Source organism: Pseudomonas tritici (assembly GCF_014268275.3).
GTDB lineage: Bacteria > Pseudomonadota > Gammaproteobacteria > Pseudomonadales > Pseudomonadaceae > Aquipseudomonas > Aquipseudomonas tritici.
This window is the reverse complement of the sequence record NZ_CP077084.1, coordinates 1,886,909-1,901,383: the sequence shown is the minus strand read 5'-3', so window position 1 is coordinate 1,901,383 and position 14,475 is coordinate 1,886,909. Positions and strand designations below refer to the sequence as shown.

Genomic DNA, 14,475 nt, shown 5'->3' with positions numbered 1-14,475 from the left:
CTCTCCAGGCGCGCGAAGGCGCGCACTGACACAAGGTTGCGAAGGAATATGCCTTATTGAAAAAACGCGCTAGCTGGCGAACCGTCGCTCGGCTATTCCTTGCACGCCCAACCCAGTAATGGCGAACAGCGCGCCGCGCTGCTGGCCGTCTGCCGGGAAACGCGGCAGCGGCGGCTTGGCCATGGAGGTCACAAACAGGGTGTCGAGATTCGGCCCGCCGAAGGTCAGGCTGGTGACCTTCTTCACTGGCATCTGGATGATGCGGTCGACCTGGCCATCGGGGGTGTAGCGCACCAGTTTTCCGGCGTAGACCAGGGCTTGCCACAGGCACCCTTCGGCGTCCACGGTGCAGCCGTCAGCGGCGCCACCGCCGGAGGTGTCGACCTTTGCGAAGGTGCGGCGGTTGCTCACGTTGCCCGTCGCGAGGTCACAGTCGTAGGCCCAGATCTCGCCGGACCACGTATCACAGAAGTAGAAGGTTTCACCCGACGGGCTCCAGCACGGGCCGTTGGACACGATGATGCCTTCGTCCAGGGTGTGCAGGCTCAGGTCGGCGTCCAGGCGGTAGAGTTTGGCGCTGGCGCTGTCTTCCAGCGTGTCCATCGAACCGAAGATGAAGCGGCCCTGGCGGTCGACCTTGCCGTCGTTGAGGCGGTTGTTGGGCAGCTGCGGCTCCGGGTCGATGACCAGGTTGAGCTCGCCGCTGTTGAGGTCGAGGGTGTGCACGCCGTTTTGCAGGGCGACGATTGCACTCTCACCGTTGTGGCGCAGGGCCATGGAGCCAATCTTCTGGCCCACCTCCCAGGCGCGTAGTTCGCGGCCGTCATCGGTGCAGCGCAGGATGCGGCCGTCGGCGCTGTCGATCCAATACAAGCGTTGTTGCTCGACGTCCCACACCGGGCCTTCGCCCAGGGTGGTCTTGACGTCGACAAGCACTTCGATACGCATGGTGTGATCCCCTTATTGTTGTTGTGCGGGATACAGGCCGCGCTTTGCCGCGGCCCTGTGTGTTTAGAAGTTGACCTGGTCACGCCCTTTGAGCCCGAGGATTTCCCGCGCTTCGTCCGGCGTGGCGACGCGATGCCCCAGGGCTTCGATCACCGTACGAATGCGCCGTACCTGGTCGGCATTCGACGCCGCCAGTTTTCCCGGGCCATCCCACAGCGAATCTTCCAGGCCGACCCGCGCATTGCTGCCCATGGACAAGCCCATGGTCGCCAACGGAATTTGCCCACGCCCGGCGCCGAGGATTGACCACACGTAGTCGTCACCAAACAGCCGGTCGGCGGTGCGCCGCATGTGCGCCAAATCTTCCGGGTGCCCACCGATGCCACCGCGCAGACCGAACACCGACTGGATAAACAGCGGCGGCTTGAGCAGGCCGCGCTCCAGGAAGTGTGCAGCGGTGTAGAGGTGACCGATGTCGTAGCACTCGATCTCAAACCGCGTGCGGTTCTCGGCGCACGAATTGAGGATGTGGGTGATGTCGCGGAAGGTATTGCGGAATATCCGGTCGTCACTTTCTTCCAGGTATGGCCGTTCCCAATCGTGCTTGAACTCGGTAAAGCGGTTGAGCATTTCGTACAGCCCGAAGTTCATCGAGCCCATGTTCAGCGAGGCCAGTTCCGGCTTGAACTGCATCACCGGCTGTAGTCGTTCTTCTACGCCCATGGTTGGAGCGCCACCGGTGGTGATGTTGATCACCACGTCGCTGGCGGCCTTGATGTGCGGCAGGAATTCGGCGAACAGTGCGGGGTCCTGGCTCGGGCGGCCGTCGTTGGGATCACGGGCATGCAGATGAACAATCGCAGCACCGGCTTCAGCGGCGCCGATGGCGGCATCGGCAATTTCCTGCGCAGTAATCGGCAAATGCGGTGACATCGACGGCGTATGAATCGCGCCGGTGACGGCGCAGGTAATGATGACAGGACGTTTTTTGGACATGACGATTCTCCGACTTTTATTCTTATGAAAAAAATCCTGGGTACAGCGCGAGGTGTTCTTCCGTGACTTACAGGTATTCGACGTTACCGTCGACGCTGATCGCCTGGCCGGTCACGTTGCGCGCGGCGGGCGAACAGAGAAACAACGCCATGGCGGCCACGTCTTCGGCGGTGACCATGCGCTTGAGGGAAATCTTGTTGAGGTATTCCTGACGCATCTCGGCTTCGGGCACGCCGACCTGCTCGGCACGGGCGCGGATCACGCCGTCCATGCGCGGGCCTTCGACGATGCCGGGCAGCAAGGCGTTGACGCGGATGTCACTCTCGCCCAACTCCGAGGCCAGGGATTTCATCAAGCCGACGATGGCCCATTTAGTCGCCGCATACGGCGTGCGCCACGCGTAGCCCAAGCGCCCTGCCACCGAGGCGATATGCAGCAGATGGCCGTGGGACGATTCCTTGAGCATCGGTACCGCGTGGTGGGCAAAACGGTATTGCGCGGTGAGGTTGATGTTGATGGTGGCTTGCCACTCGGCGTCGCTGATCGCATCGATCCCGCCAGTAGGCCCGGCGATCCCGGCGTTGTTGACCAGCACATCGAGGCCGCCGAAATGCTCGTGCTGCACCTTGAACACCGCCTCGATCTGCGCGGCATCGCTGACGTCGGCACGGGTGGCGACCGTGCCAGGGTATTTGTCGCGAAACGCTGCCAGGGCGGGCTCGCTCACATCACACACATGCACCTGGGCACCGGCTTCGAGATAAGCCGCCGCCAGCACTTCACCAATGCCGGCAGCCCCGCCGGAAATCAACACACGTAACCCAGGATAGGGCTGCAGCCGTTGTAGGACACTCATGCACGTTTACCTCCTGAAACAGACGACCGCGAACGGTCGTTCTTGACGAGCAGGCGCGCCAGGGAATCGGCGGCCTGCATGATGTCATCGGTCACCGCCGCGCGCGCGCCGGCGCCATCCCGGGCAGCCAGAGCTTCAACGATGCGCGTGTGCGCCTCCATCGAGCGTTGCAGGTGAGCTTTATCCGGGGCGACCAACGCAAAGCACGGGCCCATGTGCAGCCAGAAGTTTTCCACGGCGGCCATGGTCAACTCGGCCTGGGCCACGGCATAGATACGCCGGTGAAAAGCGAAGTTGGTCCACAGGTAGCGGGACACATCGACTTCGTCGGCGGCGTGCTGCATCTGTTGGCAGAGGTCGGTGATTTCGTCGAGGTCGGCTTTTTGCAGGAGCAGCACGGCCTTTTCGGCCAGTAAACCTTCAAGGGCGACCCGTGCATCACGAATTTCACGCAGACGTTCCACCGTCATCAGGCGGACGCGCAAACGGGAGGTTTCGGTGACTTCAAAGGCGTTTTCGGCGCTGAGGCGTTGCAGGGCTTCGCGCACCGGCATCGGGCTGGAACCGAGGGCTTCGGCGAGGCCGCGGATGGTGAGTTTCTGGCCAGGCTGGAAACGGCCACTCATCAGCGCTTCGCGGATCTGGCGATAGACCTGGTCTTGCAAGGTATCGCGGGATACCTGGCGCAGGGTGGGCAGGAGGAGCGGACCATCTGTCATGAGGCAAAACCTGTGTTGTCGTTCTTATGGCCTCAATATGTGATCACAAATCAAATATGTCAAATAGTTTCCCGTTGATAGGTGCGCCGCGACATTTGGACTGCGCTGCGGATTGATAGCCAACAAACATCAATCCATCCAAATTTGTCACTTTTCATTTCTAAATGTGTCAGCCACTATTCTCGGTCATAGGCGAATCAAGCACTTTAAAAAGAACGCTGGAGACACAAAACCATGACTAGCCCTAACCGGCCCGAATCTGCCCAATCTAAAATTGGCGCGGTTTTCCGCGTTACTTCGGGTAACTTCCTCGAACAGTTCGACTTCTTTCTGTTCGGTTTCTACGCCACTTACATTGCTGCCGCGTTCTTCCCTGCCGCTAATGAGTTTGCGTCATTGATGATGACCTTCGCCGTATTCGGCGCAGGCTTCCTGATGCGTCCGTTGGGCGCAATCATCCTGGGCGCCTACATCGATGACGTCGGTCGCCGCAAAGGACTGATCGTGACCCTGTCGATCATGGCCAGCGGCACGCTGCTGATCGTGTTGGTGCCCGGTTATCACACCATTGGCCTGTGGGCACCTTTGCTGGTATTGCTGGGCCGTTTGCTGCAAGGCTTCTCGGCCGGTGCGGAACTGGGCGGCGTGTCGGTGTACCTGTCCGAAATGGCAACGCCAGGACGCAAGGGGTTCTACACCAGCTGGCAGTCGGGCAGCCAACAGATCTCCATCGTGGTCGCCGCCGCATTGGGTTATGGCCTGAACGTGTGGATGGAACCCGCTGTGGTCGCCGATTGGGGCTGGCGTATTCCGTTCGCCATCGGCTGCGTGATCATCCCGTTCATCTTCATCCTGCGTCGCAACCTGCAGGAAACTGAAGAGTTCGCCAATCGCAAGCACCGTCCAACCATGCGCGAAGTACTGGCGACCCTGGTGAAGAACTGGACCGTGGTGATCGGTGGCATGTTGATGGTGGCCATGACCACGACGGCGTTCTACCTGATCACCGTGTACGCGCCGACGTTCGGCAAGACAGTGCTGCAACTGAGCACCTCCGACGCCCTGCTGGTGACCCTGTTGGTGGCGGTGTCGAACTTTATCTGGCTGCCGATCGGCGGCACCTTGAGCGACCGTTTCGGCCGCAAGCCGGTGCTGATCGCCATGACTGTATTGACCGTTCTGACGGCATATCCAGCATTGTCCTACGTCGTGAACGCACCCAGCTTCGCGCACATGCTGGAAACCCTGCTGTGGTTCTCCTTCCTCTACGGCATGTACAACGGCGCCATGATCCCGGCCCTCACTGAAATCATGCCGGTGGAAGTGCGCGTGGCGGGTTTCTCCCTGGCCTATAGCCTGGCGACGGCGATTTTTGGTGGGTTCACCCCGGCGATCTCCACGTGGTTCATTCACATCACTGGTGATAAAGCCTCGCCCGCCTACTGGATGATGTTTGCTGCGGCGTGTGCGCTGTGCTCGACCCTGGCGCTGTATCGCCATGCCAACGCCCGTGGGCAGGTGATGCAAGAGGCTGCACAATGAAGCCACTGCTCAACACCTTGGCGGCGGTGGCTCTCGGCACAATGGCGCTGACGGCCCAGGCCGAAGCGCTTAAGGTGATGACGTCTGGCGGCTTCACCGCCGCCTATAAATTGCTCGGCCCGCAATACGCCGAGCAGAGCGGCGACACCCTCGACACCCTCCTTGGCCCATCGATGGGCAAAGCGCCGGAAGCCATTCCCAACCGCTTGGCCCGCGGCGAACACGCCGACGTGGTGATCATGGTCGGCTATGCCCTGGATGATTTGATCAAGCAAGGCAAGGTCGACAAGGCCTCCCGCGTAGAACTGGCAGACTCGCGCATCGGCCTGGTGGTGAAGGAAGGCGCAGCAAAACCTGCAATCGGTACTGATGCCGAACTGAAAGCCGTGCTGAGTAAAGCCAAGTCCGTGGCGTATTCGGACAGCGCCAGCGGTGTGTATGTCGAGAAAGAGCTGTTCAAAAAACTCGGCATGCCCGCCAAGGGCACCATGATCGAACGCATCCCGGTAGCCGAGCAGGTTGCCAAAGGTGACTACGAAGTAGGCTTGCAACAGGTCGCGGAATTGTTGCCAGTACCGGGCGTGACGTACGTCGGCAAGATCCCGGAAGATGTGCAATCGGTGACGCGTTTTGCCGCCGGCATCCCGGTGAACGCCGAACACCCGGCCCAGGCCAAGGCGTTGCTGCAATTTTTGTCATCGCCTCAGGCGCAACCCGTGGTGCAATCGACCGGACTGGACTCAGTGTCACGCTGACCGAAACGGCATTTCCCGCACCCACCGCTCCAACTCCAGCGCCGCTGGCGGCAATGTCCGCCCGCGGCGTTTTACCAAGCCCACATTACGCATCACCTGCGGCAATACCAGCCCGACCATCGTGGGCGCGTGGGCGCGACGTTGCAGGGGCACCGATGGGCGCCATGGGTGGCGGGACCACGTTGCCGTCATCACCTTGCTAGCGCTATAGCTGGAACCGCGCCACCGCCTCGCTCAGCGAGACCGCCAACTGCGCCAGCTCGCGACTCGCCCCATTGATCTGCCCGGCGCCGGATGAGGACTGCGCAGACAAGTCGCGAATGTTGACGATGTTGCGGTCGACTTCCTTGGCAACCTGAGCCTGCTCTTCTGCGGCGCTGGCAATGACTAGGTTACGTTGGTGAATCTGGTCGATGGAGTCGGTGATCTGACTCAACGCGCCTCCCGCACCTTCAGCCAAGGTCAAGGTAGCGGTAGCGCGCTGGGTACTGGACTGCATTGATGTCAACGCGTGGTCAGACCCCGTGCGCATCGCGGTCACCATCTGATCGATTTCCAGCGTCGATTGCTGCGTACGGTGTGCCAGTGCGCGCACTTCGTCCGCCACGACCGCAAAGCCACGTCCGGACTCACCGGCCCGCGCAGCCTCGATGGCGGCATTGAGGGCCAATAGGTTGGTCTGTTCGGCAATGGAGCGAATCACGTCGAGCACTTTGCCGATATCACGCGATTGTTCGGCGAGGGTCTGCACCAGCGTCGAGGTTTCACCAATGTTTGTGCTCAGGGCCTGAATGGCGCTGACGGTTTCGCCGACACGGTGTTGGCCTTCGCGCGCCGTTTCATTGGAGAGGCGGGTGGACTCTGAGGTGGAAACCGCATTGCGCGCTACTTCATCCGCCGCCGAGGTCATCTCGTTGACGGCGGTGGCGGCTTGCTCTATTTCAGCGGTCTGCTTTTGCAGGCTGCGGCTGCTTTGATCAGTGATGCCATTCAGGTCGGTGGCGGACGATGCCATCTGCCCCGCCGACTGGCGGATCAGTTGTAAGGTCCCGCGCAGGTTGGCTTGCATGGTCTTGAGTGCTACAAGCAGGCGGGTCACTTCGTCGTCACCGGTAACAGCCACCGTTTGGGTCAGGTCGCCATGGGCCACGTTTTCTGCAGCGCGCACCGCATGGCTCAGCGGGCCGACAATACTGCGCGTCAGCAACCACGCCAGCGCCACTGTGCTCAACGCCGCCAGGAGCACGAAGCCGAACACCATCGTGCGCGAACGGCTGTATTGCGCCTCGGCCACCTGCCCCTGCTGGTTGATCTGCGCGTTGTAGTAGTCGGCCAGGGCATTGAGCTGCGCACCGGAGCCATCAATCACCGTTTTCATGTCCACCAGCAGCAGCTTGTTGAGTTCGGCGCCTTGCTGCTTGTCGGCAAGGACGAAAGATTGGGCCAGGCCTTGCTGGTACTGGCGCAGCGAAACCTGGAACTGGTCATAAAGCGAGCGTACTTCTGGGGTGTCGATCACCGCATCGAGGTCAGCCAGCCTTTTGACCAGGTCCTGGCTGCGGGTGTCCATCTGGCTGCGGTATTGTGGAAGGCTTGCGGGATTCGGATCCAACGCCATGCGCAAAGAGATCGTACGAATGCGCAGCATGATTTCGCGAATGTCCGCCACCAGCCGCATCTTGGGCACCAGCCCGCTCTCAACCTGCACCGCACTGGCACGGATGCTTGCCATGTTCGACAGCGCAAAAAAACCCAGCAGGGCCACGAGCAAGGCAATCAGGACAAAACCCAGACCCGCACGGCGGGCGATGGACAGGCTGCGAAGGGACATTTTCGGGAAGCTCTCTTTTGAGGGATACGATGTCGTATGAGAGAGTTTCGGCTCGCAATGGCGGGACTTTAGGGATGTCCACGAAAGTACTACTGAATATTTCAGCCACTTTTCGAAAAGGATGAACGCACGGGTGACTAAAAAGCCTGCCCACCCTTGAGGTCAGCAGGCTTTTTCGGTGTCAGACGCCCGTTAACACCTGCCTGATTACTTCCCCCACACTTCTGGCTCGCTGAAAAATGCCCGCGCATTACTGTTCAGCGTCTCCAAGTGATACCCGCCTTCCTGCACAATTACACACGGCAATCCCAGCCCTCGAATGCGCTCCCCCAACCGCGCAAACCCTTCGCGCGTCACCGCGACTTTGCTCTGCGGGTCCAGCTCGTAGATATCAAAACCCAGCGACAGCACCAGCACATCTGCCGAGAAGTCTTTCACTGCTGCCAACGCACGTTCCAGTTTCTCGAAGAACACCGCCTCGCTGGCACCGTGAGGCATTGGCAGGTTGAGGTTGAAGCCTTCGCCCTGTGCGCTGCCGCGTTCTTCGGCGAAGCCAGCAACGCCAGGGTAGAAGTTGGTGGGATCGCCATGGATCGAGACGTACAGCACGTCGTCGCGTTCGTAGAAAATCTCCTGAATGCCCTGCCCGTGATGCATGTCGGTGTCGAGCACGGCGACACGCTGGAAACCTTGGCGCAGGGCTTGCGCAGCGACTGCCGCATTGTTGATGTAGCAAAAACCACCCGCCGCATCGAAGCGCGCGTGATGGCCCGGTGGCCGGCATAACGCGTAGGTAGCAGGCGCACCATCGAGAATAGCCTTGGCCGCTGCAACGGCGCTCTGGGCCGACCAGTAGGCCGAACGCCAGGTGAGTTCACCGATGGGGCAACTGCCATCCGCCAGGTAGCGCGCAGCCTGGGCAAGGATGCCGCGCAAGGCGTTGGGCTCGCGTACGAAGATGTTGGACATGACTTCGTCGCCCCAGTCTTCGGGGACTTCCTTCCAGCGTTGGTGGGCTTCCTGAAGGAACGCCAGGTAAGGAGCACCGTGCACGGCCAGCAATGGATCGAGGCCGTAATCCTGCGGCTGCTGGATGTCGAAACCCAAGGTTTGCGCAGCCTGCAACAGGTTGCGGGCACGCTCGGGGACTTCCTGCGGCGTGCGCATCTGGCCGCGGGAGTAGTAGCTGCGCGGTGAGTGCAGAAGTTGTTCAGGATGGAAAAATGTACGCATCAGATGCTCCTGGGTGAACACGGAACCTGTGGGAGCTGGCGCCCACAGGTGAATCCGGTCAGCCTTGAAATATGAGTGATCAGTTGGCTTGGCCGGCGCGTTTCAACACGGCGTTGAGCAATACGTCGGTGCCCTGGCGCACGTCATCGGGCAGCACATCTTCGGCTTCGTTATGGCTGAGGCCGCCGATACACGGGATGAAGATCATCGCGGTCGGGCAATAGCGTGCCAGGTGGATGGCATCATGTCCGGCGCCGCTGACGATACGTTGCTGGCTGTAGCCCAAGGCGTCCACCGAGGTTTGTACGCAGGCGACGCACTCGGCATCGAAAGGCGTGGCCGGGCTGATCCAGTGGGGGCTCACGGTGACGGTCAGGCCGCGTTGCGCGGCAATGGCCTGCAACTGTTGGCGCACCTGTTGCTCCATGGCGTCTATCTCGCTGTCGCGGTGATGGCGCAGGTCGACGGTGAAATTCAGCAGGCCAGGGATGGTATTGCGTGACGATTTAGCGAGGCTCAATTCGCCCACGGTGGTCAGGCCTTCCGGGGCGAAATCGGCCGCCAGTTGCTCCAACGCCTGGATCATTTGCGCAGCGCCGTACAACGCATCTTTACGCAGCGGCATCGGTGTAGTGCCGGCATGGGCGGCCATGCCTTCGACCCGCACATCCAGCCAGCGAATCGCCTGGCCACCGGTGACCACGCCGATGCTCTTGGCGTTGTCTTCAAGGATCGGGCCCTGCTCGATATGCGCCTCGAAATACGCATCCACCGCGCCACCCAATGGGCGTGAACCGCTGTAGCCGGTGGCACACAGGGCCTCGGCCACGCTAATACCATCAACGTCTGCGGTGGCCCGCGCCTTATCCAGCGCCAGGGTGCCGGTGAACACCGCCGAGCCGAGCATGGCCGGCGTAAAACGGGCGCCCTCTTCGTTGGTCCACACGGCGATTTCCAACGGTTTGCGCGTCTGGATAGCGTGATCATCAAGGCTGCGGATCACCTCCAGGCCCGCCAATACACCATAGACGCCATCAAAGCGCCCGCCTTCCGGCTGGGTGTCGAGGTGGCTTCCCATCATGACCGGTGCCGCCTCCTTATCCGTACCGGCACGACGGGCGAACAGATTGCCGATGGCATCCACGCTCAGGGTCAACCCGGCGGCTGTGCACCAGTGGCTGAACAACTCACGACCGGCTTTGTCTTCGGCACTCAAGGCCAATCTGCAACTGCCGCCGCGGGCTGTGGCGCCGATCTCGGCCATGGCCATCAGGCTGGCCCACAGACGCTCGCCATTAATCTTCAACATGACACATTCTCCCTCAAACGCTATGAGCCATTTCATGACGGTGAGCGGTGGCATGGCGGCGCGACAACGCCAGTACACACACCAGCGACACCGCCGCGATCAGGCTATAAAACACAGCCATGGGCCACCATTGGCCTTGGTATTGATGGGCCAGCCAAGTGCCAATCAACGGGGTGAGCCCACCGGCCAGCGCACCGCACACCTGGTATGCCAGGGAGATCGCGGTGTAGCGCACGCGGGTTTCAAACAGGCCGCTGACAAAGCCTGCGATCACCGCATAAAACGAAGCCATGCACACCACCGCCAGGGCGATGCCGAGGATGATCAACGGTGCCTGACCGCTGCTCACCAGTACGAACATCGGGTAGGGCGAAGCCATTGCCAATACGCTCATCGCGCACAGGAAGCGCGTAGCGCCAACCTTCTCCGCCACCCAGGCGGCCAGGGGCTGGACGCAGAACTGAATGATGGCAACGAAGAACAGGCACTCCAGAATCAGCGAGCGCGGCAGGCCCAGTTGCTGAGTGCTGTAGGCAATCATGAAGGTGTTGGTGAAATACACCCCGGCAATACCCAGGGTGTTGGCGCCGATGCACAGCAGCAGCGGGCGCCAGGCGGTTCGCAGCACTTCAACGACAGGCGCCTGGTCTTTCTTGATGGCTCGCGCTTTTTCGGCCAAGGCTTTGTCTTCGAGGAATTCAGGCGACTCATTCACGCCCAGGCGAATCGCCAGGCCGACAACCAGCAGCAACGCGCTGGCGAGAAACGGCACGCGCCAGCCCCAACTGAGCAAGTCTTCTTCCGGCAAACGGGTGACCGCGCTGAACGCCAGCAACGACAGGATCAATCCCGCCGGGCTGCCCAACTGCGCGAAGGAAGCAAAGAAGTTACGCCGACCTTTCGGCGCATGCTCGCCCGCCATCAACACCGCCCCGCCCCACTCACCGCCGACGGCAATACCTTGCACAACGCGCAGCAGAACCAGCATCACCGGTGCAGCGGCGCCGATCTGGGCGTAAGTAGGCAACAGGCCGATACATACGGTGACCACGCCCATCATCACCAACGTGATGACGAGGGACTTCTTGCGCCCGATCCGGTCGCCGATATGGCCAAACACAATGCCGCCCAATGGCCGTGCAAAGAAGCCCACGGCGAAGGTGCCGAAGGCGGCCATGGTGCTGAACAGTTTGTCTTCGGAGGGGAAAAACAATTGGCCGAACACCAGCGCGGCGGCAGTGGCGTAGATGTAAAAGTCGTACCACTCGATCATGGTGCCGATAAAAGCGGCGGCCGCAGCACGGCGAGGCTGAGGCGAAGCGGAAGGCTTCATGGGGCTGGCTCCTTTGGTTATTTTTTTGGCAGGAGAAAGGTCGAACACATGCGCTCTGATGGCGCTTGTTGAGCGTGAGTTTTCGTCTCGAGGCTATGATTAGTCAATTTTCTATTTATTATTCCAATTATAAATCCTGCTTATTATTGAGCCGCACCATGTCCGAAACCCGCCGCGACATTCACCCCCTGCTCAACGACCGCCTGGACTGGAACCTGCTGCGCACTTTTCGCGTGATCGGCCAGGAGCTGAGCATCAGCCGCGCCGCCGCACGCCTGCACCTGACCCAGCCGGCGATCAGCCAAGCCCTCAAGCGCCTGGAAGAACAACTCGACTGCCAACTCATCGTTCGCCGTGGTCCACGTTTTGTGTTGACCGAGGCCGGTGAACAGATCTTCGCCATTGCCGGCGAGATGTACGGCCAGGTGTCGCAGATGAGCAACGCCCTGCAAAAACCCGGCGATGAAGTGATCGGCAAGGTGCGTTTGCTGATGATCAGCCGGATCAACTCGGACACCTTCGATGAATTTCTCGCGGGCTTTCACCGCGAACACCCTCGGGTAGACCTGGAGGTCGAGGTGATGCGCAGCTCGGACATCGTCGCCGCACTTCTGGAAAAAACTGCAACCCTGGGTTTGAGCCTCAACCGTCGGCCGCAGCCACGCCTGGAGCAGCATCTGTTCCTGCGCCAGCGCTATGCATTTTTCTGCGGCCGGCACCACCCGCTTTTCGGGCGCACCGGTTTGGCGGAGGGGGATTTGCAGTCGGAGAACTTCGTGAGTTTTACCAGCGACCAGATTGGCGGGATGCTGTCGCCGTTGACGATTTTCCGTGATCAACAAGGGTTTAGCGGACGGATCGTGGCGTCCTCCTCAAGCCTTGAAGAAGTGCGTCGGTTGGTGATTGCCGGGTTTGGCTTGGGCTGTTTGCCGATTCATGTGGTGGCGGAGGATGTGAAGAACGGGCTGCTGTGGCGGCTGCCGCCGGATGAGGGGATCGCGGACGTGGATATTCATTTGCTGTGGAATCGGGAACAGAAGATGAGTCGGGCGGAAACGGTGTTTATCGAGAGCCTGTCAGAACGGCTTGGGCGATGACGCAGGCCTTGTAGTCGGTTCGACTACAAGGCCTTTTCTATCCAGCGGAGGTGACTTAGCTTCCGCGCTCCTTATTGGCTTGAGACAGAACCGAGGCGGCAAGCGCCTTGGTATCTTCGCTGTATTTATCGCTGCCCAGCACCTTTCCAGCTTTCTGCTCCATCTCTGCACTCGTCTGCTTGTCGGTGCCTTTCTGGGCTAAAGCTGAAGCGGCGAGGCTTTTGGCAATGGGTGAGGCGCTTTGGCTGTTGAGCGTTTCCGCCGCCAACGTCGCGATCTTGCCGGAGGTTTCTTTGGTATTTTTGCTCATGATGCAGTTCCTTTGCGGTTGGAGGCGCCCAATGTCGAGCGCTACCACAAAGTAATAAGGTGCCAGGTGTACCGCAATGCGCTGCTCGTAGGCAGCGTTTTGAAAGCCTGTACGAAAGGTGCATTGAACATGTAGTGCGTGCTAGAGCGTCGCATCGATTGCACTGATGATTACTATCGAAACGAGCGCCTGCCCGATTTTCAACACTGTTTCCTATAATCGCCTCCAAATTCCCTCCCCCTCGCCTGGCTTCAGGCGACGCTCATCCTGGAACCCAACCATGCCAAGTGCCAGCCAGGCCCCTCGCGGCCTTCCCGAACATAATCAACAAAGTGTCAAACAGCAGTGGTTGGCCATTCTCTCGGTTGCCGTGGGCGCGTTTGCCTTGGTCACCAGTGAGTTTCTGCCCGTGGGCGTGCTCAACGACGTCGCCAGCGACCTCGGCATCACCGCCGGCCACGCAGGCCTGATGGTCACCCTGCCTGGCATCATGGCCGCCCTCGCCGCCCCCCTGCTGTCGGTGATCATTGGCACCATGGACCGGCGCTATCTGCTGGTCGGCCTGACGCTGGTCATGATTATCGCCAACTCAGTCGTGGCCTTCGCCAGTGACTTCAGCCTGCTGCTGTTCGGCCGCGTCTTGCTGGGTATCAGCATCGGTGGTTTCTGGGCGACGGCCATTGCCCTCAGCGGCCGCCTGGCCCCCAAGGGCGTGGGCGTAGCGAAGGCCACATCGATCATCATGATGGGGGTGACCCTGGCCACCGTACTGGGCGTGCCCGTAGGGACCTGGCTCAGCGGCCTGATGGGCTGGCGCATGACCTTCCTGGTCACCGCGCTGTTGGGCATACCGGTAGTCCTCGCGCAGGTCTTCCTGCTGCCCCGGCTCAACCCGGAAAAAGCCATTCACGTCAGTGACCTGCCGGCGTTGTTTATCAACCCACGGGCGCGGGTCGGACTGATCGCCGTATTGCTGATCGGCCTGGCGCACTTTGCCGCGTATACCTATGTCGCACCGTTCTTCAAAAACAGCTCCGGCTTCGATGGCCCGACGATTGGCTCGTTGCTGCTGATGTTTGGCGTGGCCGGGGTAGCGGGTAACATTTTCGCCGGCTTCGCCGCCAACCGCAGCGTGCGCTACACCCTTCTGCTGGTCGCGCTGATGATCGGCACCAGCACCGCTCTGTTCCCCCACTTCGCCACCGGTTTGACCGGCGCAGCCATGCTCATTGCGCTCTGGGGTTTCGCCTTTGGCGCCTTCCCGGCCTGCGCCAGTATCTGGATGTTTGTGGTCGCGCCCAAGGATGTGGAACGCGGCATGCCACTGTTCGTCGCCTTGTTCCAGGTGATCATTGCGTTGGGCTCGTTCTTTGGCGGGCGGATCGTCGACCAGATGGGCAGTTCGGTATTGCTGAGCCTGGCCACGGCGTTGGTGGGGTGTGGGTTTGTCACGGTGTTGGTGCTGGGGCGTAATGTGAGTAACAGCCTGGCGGCCCAACCTGCCTGATCAGACCAGTACCCACTAAAAAGCCTGCTGAGCCTTGAG

13 protein-coding genes and 2 pseudogenes are annotated in these 14,475 nt (G+C 60.7%); 4 read left to right on the top strand and 11 right to left on the bottom strand.

The features are described from left to right. Window positions 1-69: 69 nt before the first annotated feature. The 4 genes from HU722_RS08460 to HU722_RS08445 form a co-directional block, all read right to left on the bottom strand. The gene (locus tag HU722_RS08460; RefSeq protein ID WP_065946166.1) at window positions 70-948 is read right to left on the bottom strand and encodes an SMP-30/gluconolactonase/LRE family protein; all 879 of its coding nucleotides are present in this window, start codon (window positions 946-948) and stop codon (window positions 70-72) included. A gap of 63 nt (window positions 949-1,011) precedes the next feature. Beyond that, complete coding sequence (kce, locus tag HU722_RS08455; protein ID WP_065882115.1) at window positions 1,012-1,944, bottom strand: 3,5-dioxohexanoate:acetyl-CoA acetone transferase; 933 nt, start codon at window positions 1,942-1,944, stop codon at window positions 1,012-1,014. A gap of 67 nt (window positions 1,945-2,011) precedes the next feature. Continuing rightward, window positions 2,012-2,800, bottom strand: a complete 789-nt coding sequence (locus HU722_RS08450) for an SDR family oxidoreductase (RefSeq protein WP_065874785.1) — start codon at window positions 2,798-2,800, stop codon at window positions 2,012-2,014. Next, window positions 2,797-3,519 (bottom strand): GntR family transcriptional regulator, encoded by a 723-nt coding sequence (locus tag HU722_RS08445; RefSeq protein WP_065874784.1) that lies wholly within the window; start codon window positions 3,517-3,519, stop codon window positions 2,797-2,799. Before HU722_RS08445 ends, HU722_RS08450 begins: the two co-directional genes overlap by 4 nt. Before the next feature lie 234 nt (window positions 3,520-3,753). Between HU722_RS08445 and HU722_RS08440 the strand changes: the two genes are divergently transcribed. Next, window positions 3,754-5,061, top strand: coding sequence for an MFS transporter (locus tag HU722_RS08440; protein ID WP_065874783.1), 1,308 nt, complete (start codon window positions 3,754-3,756; stop codon window positions 5,059-5,061). After that, entirely contained in the window at window positions 5,058-5,816 is a 759-nt protein-coding gene (locus HU722_RS08435) for a substrate-binding domain-containing protein (RefSeq protein WP_065882113.1), read from the top strand. Before HU722_RS08440 ends, HU722_RS08435 begins: the two co-directional genes overlap by 4 nt. On the opposite strand, the pseudogene HU722_RS08430 reads toward HU722_RS08435, so the two are convergent. The 6 genes and pseudogenes from HU722_RS08430 to HU722_RS08410 form a co-directional block, all read right to left on the bottom strand. After that, window positions 5,808-5,927 (bottom strand): annotated as a pseudogene (locus HU722_RS08430) (LysR family transcriptional regulator); the annotation flags it as partial. The gene HU722_RS08435 and the pseudogene HU722_RS08430 overlap by 9 nt on opposite strands. Window positions 5,928-6,021: 94 nt before the next feature. After that, the gene (locus HU722_RS29200; RefSeq protein WP_371905661.1) at window positions 6,022-6,831 is read right to left on the bottom strand and encodes a methyl-accepting chemotaxis protein; all 810 of its coding nucleotides are present in this window, start codon (window positions 6,829-6,831) and stop codon (window positions 6,022-6,024) included. Between the two features lie 48 nt (window positions 6,832-6,879). Then, window positions 6,880-7,647 (bottom strand): annotated as a pseudogene (locus HU722_RS29195) (MCP four helix bundle domain-containing protein); the annotation flags it as partial. A gap of 207 nt (window positions 7,648-7,854) precedes the next feature. Further along, on the bottom strand, window positions 7,855-8,880 hold the full coding sequence (locus tag HU722_RS08420; RefSeq protein ID WP_065890370.1) for a histone deacetylase family protein: 1,026 nt from the start codon (window positions 8,878-8,880) through the stop codon (window positions 7,855-7,857). A 79-nt stretch (window positions 8,881-8,959) separates the two neighbouring features. Further along, complete coding sequence (locus HU722_RS08415; RefSeq protein ID WP_065890368.1) at window positions 8,960-10,189, bottom strand: Zn-dependent hydrolase; 1,230 nt, start codon at window positions 10,187-10,189, stop codon at window positions 8,960-8,962. A gap of 13 nt (window positions 10,190-10,202) precedes the next feature. Beyond that, window positions 10,203-11,522, bottom strand: a complete 1,320-nt coding sequence (locus HU722_RS08410) for an MFS transporter (RefSeq protein WP_065874778.1) — start codon at window positions 11,520-11,522, stop codon at window positions 10,203-10,205. Between the two features lie 158 nt (window positions 11,523-11,680). Between HU722_RS08410 and HU722_RS08405 the strand changes: the two genes are divergently transcribed. After that, entirely contained in the window at window positions 11,681-12,619 is a 939-nt protein-coding gene (locus HU722_RS08405) for a LysR family transcriptional regulator (RefSeq protein ID WP_065874777.1), read from the top strand. Window positions 12,620-12,674: 55 nt separating this feature from the next. Here the strand turns inward: HU722_RS08405 and HU722_RS08400 are convergent, their stop codons facing one another. Next, window positions 12,675-12,929, bottom strand: coding sequence for a hypothetical protein (locus HU722_RS08400; RefSeq protein WP_065882106.1), 255 nt, complete (start codon window positions 12,927-12,929; stop codon window positions 12,675-12,677). A 280-nt stretch (window positions 12,930-13,209) separates the two neighbouring features. On the opposite strand from HU722_RS08400, the gene HU722_RS08395 reads away from it, so the two are divergent. Then, window positions 13,210-14,436 (top strand): MFS transporter, encoded by a 1,227-nt coding sequence (locus HU722_RS08395; RefSeq protein ID WP_065890364.1) that lies wholly within the window; start codon window positions 13,210-13,212, stop codon window positions 14,434-14,436. Window positions 14,437-14,475: the final 39 nt, after the last annotated feature.

Coding starts and splice junctions, on each gene's coding strand:
- HU722_RS29200 (WP_371905661.1), bottom strand. CDS start 6,831: ATGGCATCGTCCGCCACCGACCTGAATGGCATCACTGATCAAAGCAGC.
- HU722_RS08445 (WP_065874784.1), bottom strand. CDS start 3,519: ATGACAGATGGTCCGCTCCTCCTGCCCACCCTGCGCCAGGTATCCCGC.
- HU722_RS08435 (WP_065882113.1), top strand. CDS start 5,058: ATGAAGCCACTGCTCAACACCTTGGCGGCGGTGGCTCTCGGCACAATG.
- HU722_RS08405 (WP_065874777.1), top strand. CDS start 11,681: ATGTCCGAAACCCGCCGCGACATTCACCCCCTGCTCAACGACCGCCTG.
- HU722_RS08460 (WP_065946166.1), bottom strand. CDS start 948: ATGCGTATCGAAGTGCTTGTCGACGTCAAGACCACCCTGGGCGAAGGC.
- HU722_RS08420 (WP_065890370.1), bottom strand. CDS start 8,880: ATGCGTACATTTTTCCATCCTGAACAACTTCTGCACTCACCGCGCAGC.
- HU722_RS08450 (WP_065874785.1), bottom strand. CDS start 2,800: ATGAGTGTCCTACAACGGCTGCAGCCCTATCCTGGGTTACGTGTGTTG.
- HU722_RS08415 (WP_065890368.1), bottom strand. CDS start 10,189: ATGTTGAAGATTAATGGCGAGCGTCTGTGGGCCAGCCTGATGGCCATG.
- HU722_RS08400 (WP_065882106.1), bottom strand. CDS start 12,929: ATGAGCAAAAATACCAAAGAAACCTCCGGCAAGATCGCGACGTTGGCG.
- HU722_RS08395 (WP_065890364.1), top strand. CDS start 13,210: ATGCCAAGTGCCAGCCAGGCCCCTCGCGGCCTTCCCGAACATAATCAA.
- HU722_RS08410 (WP_065874778.1), bottom strand. CDS start 11,522: ATGAAGCCTTCCGCTTCGCCTCAGCCTCGCCGTGCTGCGGCCGCCGCT.
- HU722_RS08440 (WP_065874783.1), top strand. CDS start 3,754: ATGACTAGCCCTAACCGGCCCGAATCTGCCCAATCTAAAATTGGCGCG.
- kce (WP_065882115.1), bottom strand. CDS start 1,944: ATGTCCAAAAAACGTCCTGTCATCATTACCTGCGCCGTCACCGGCGCG.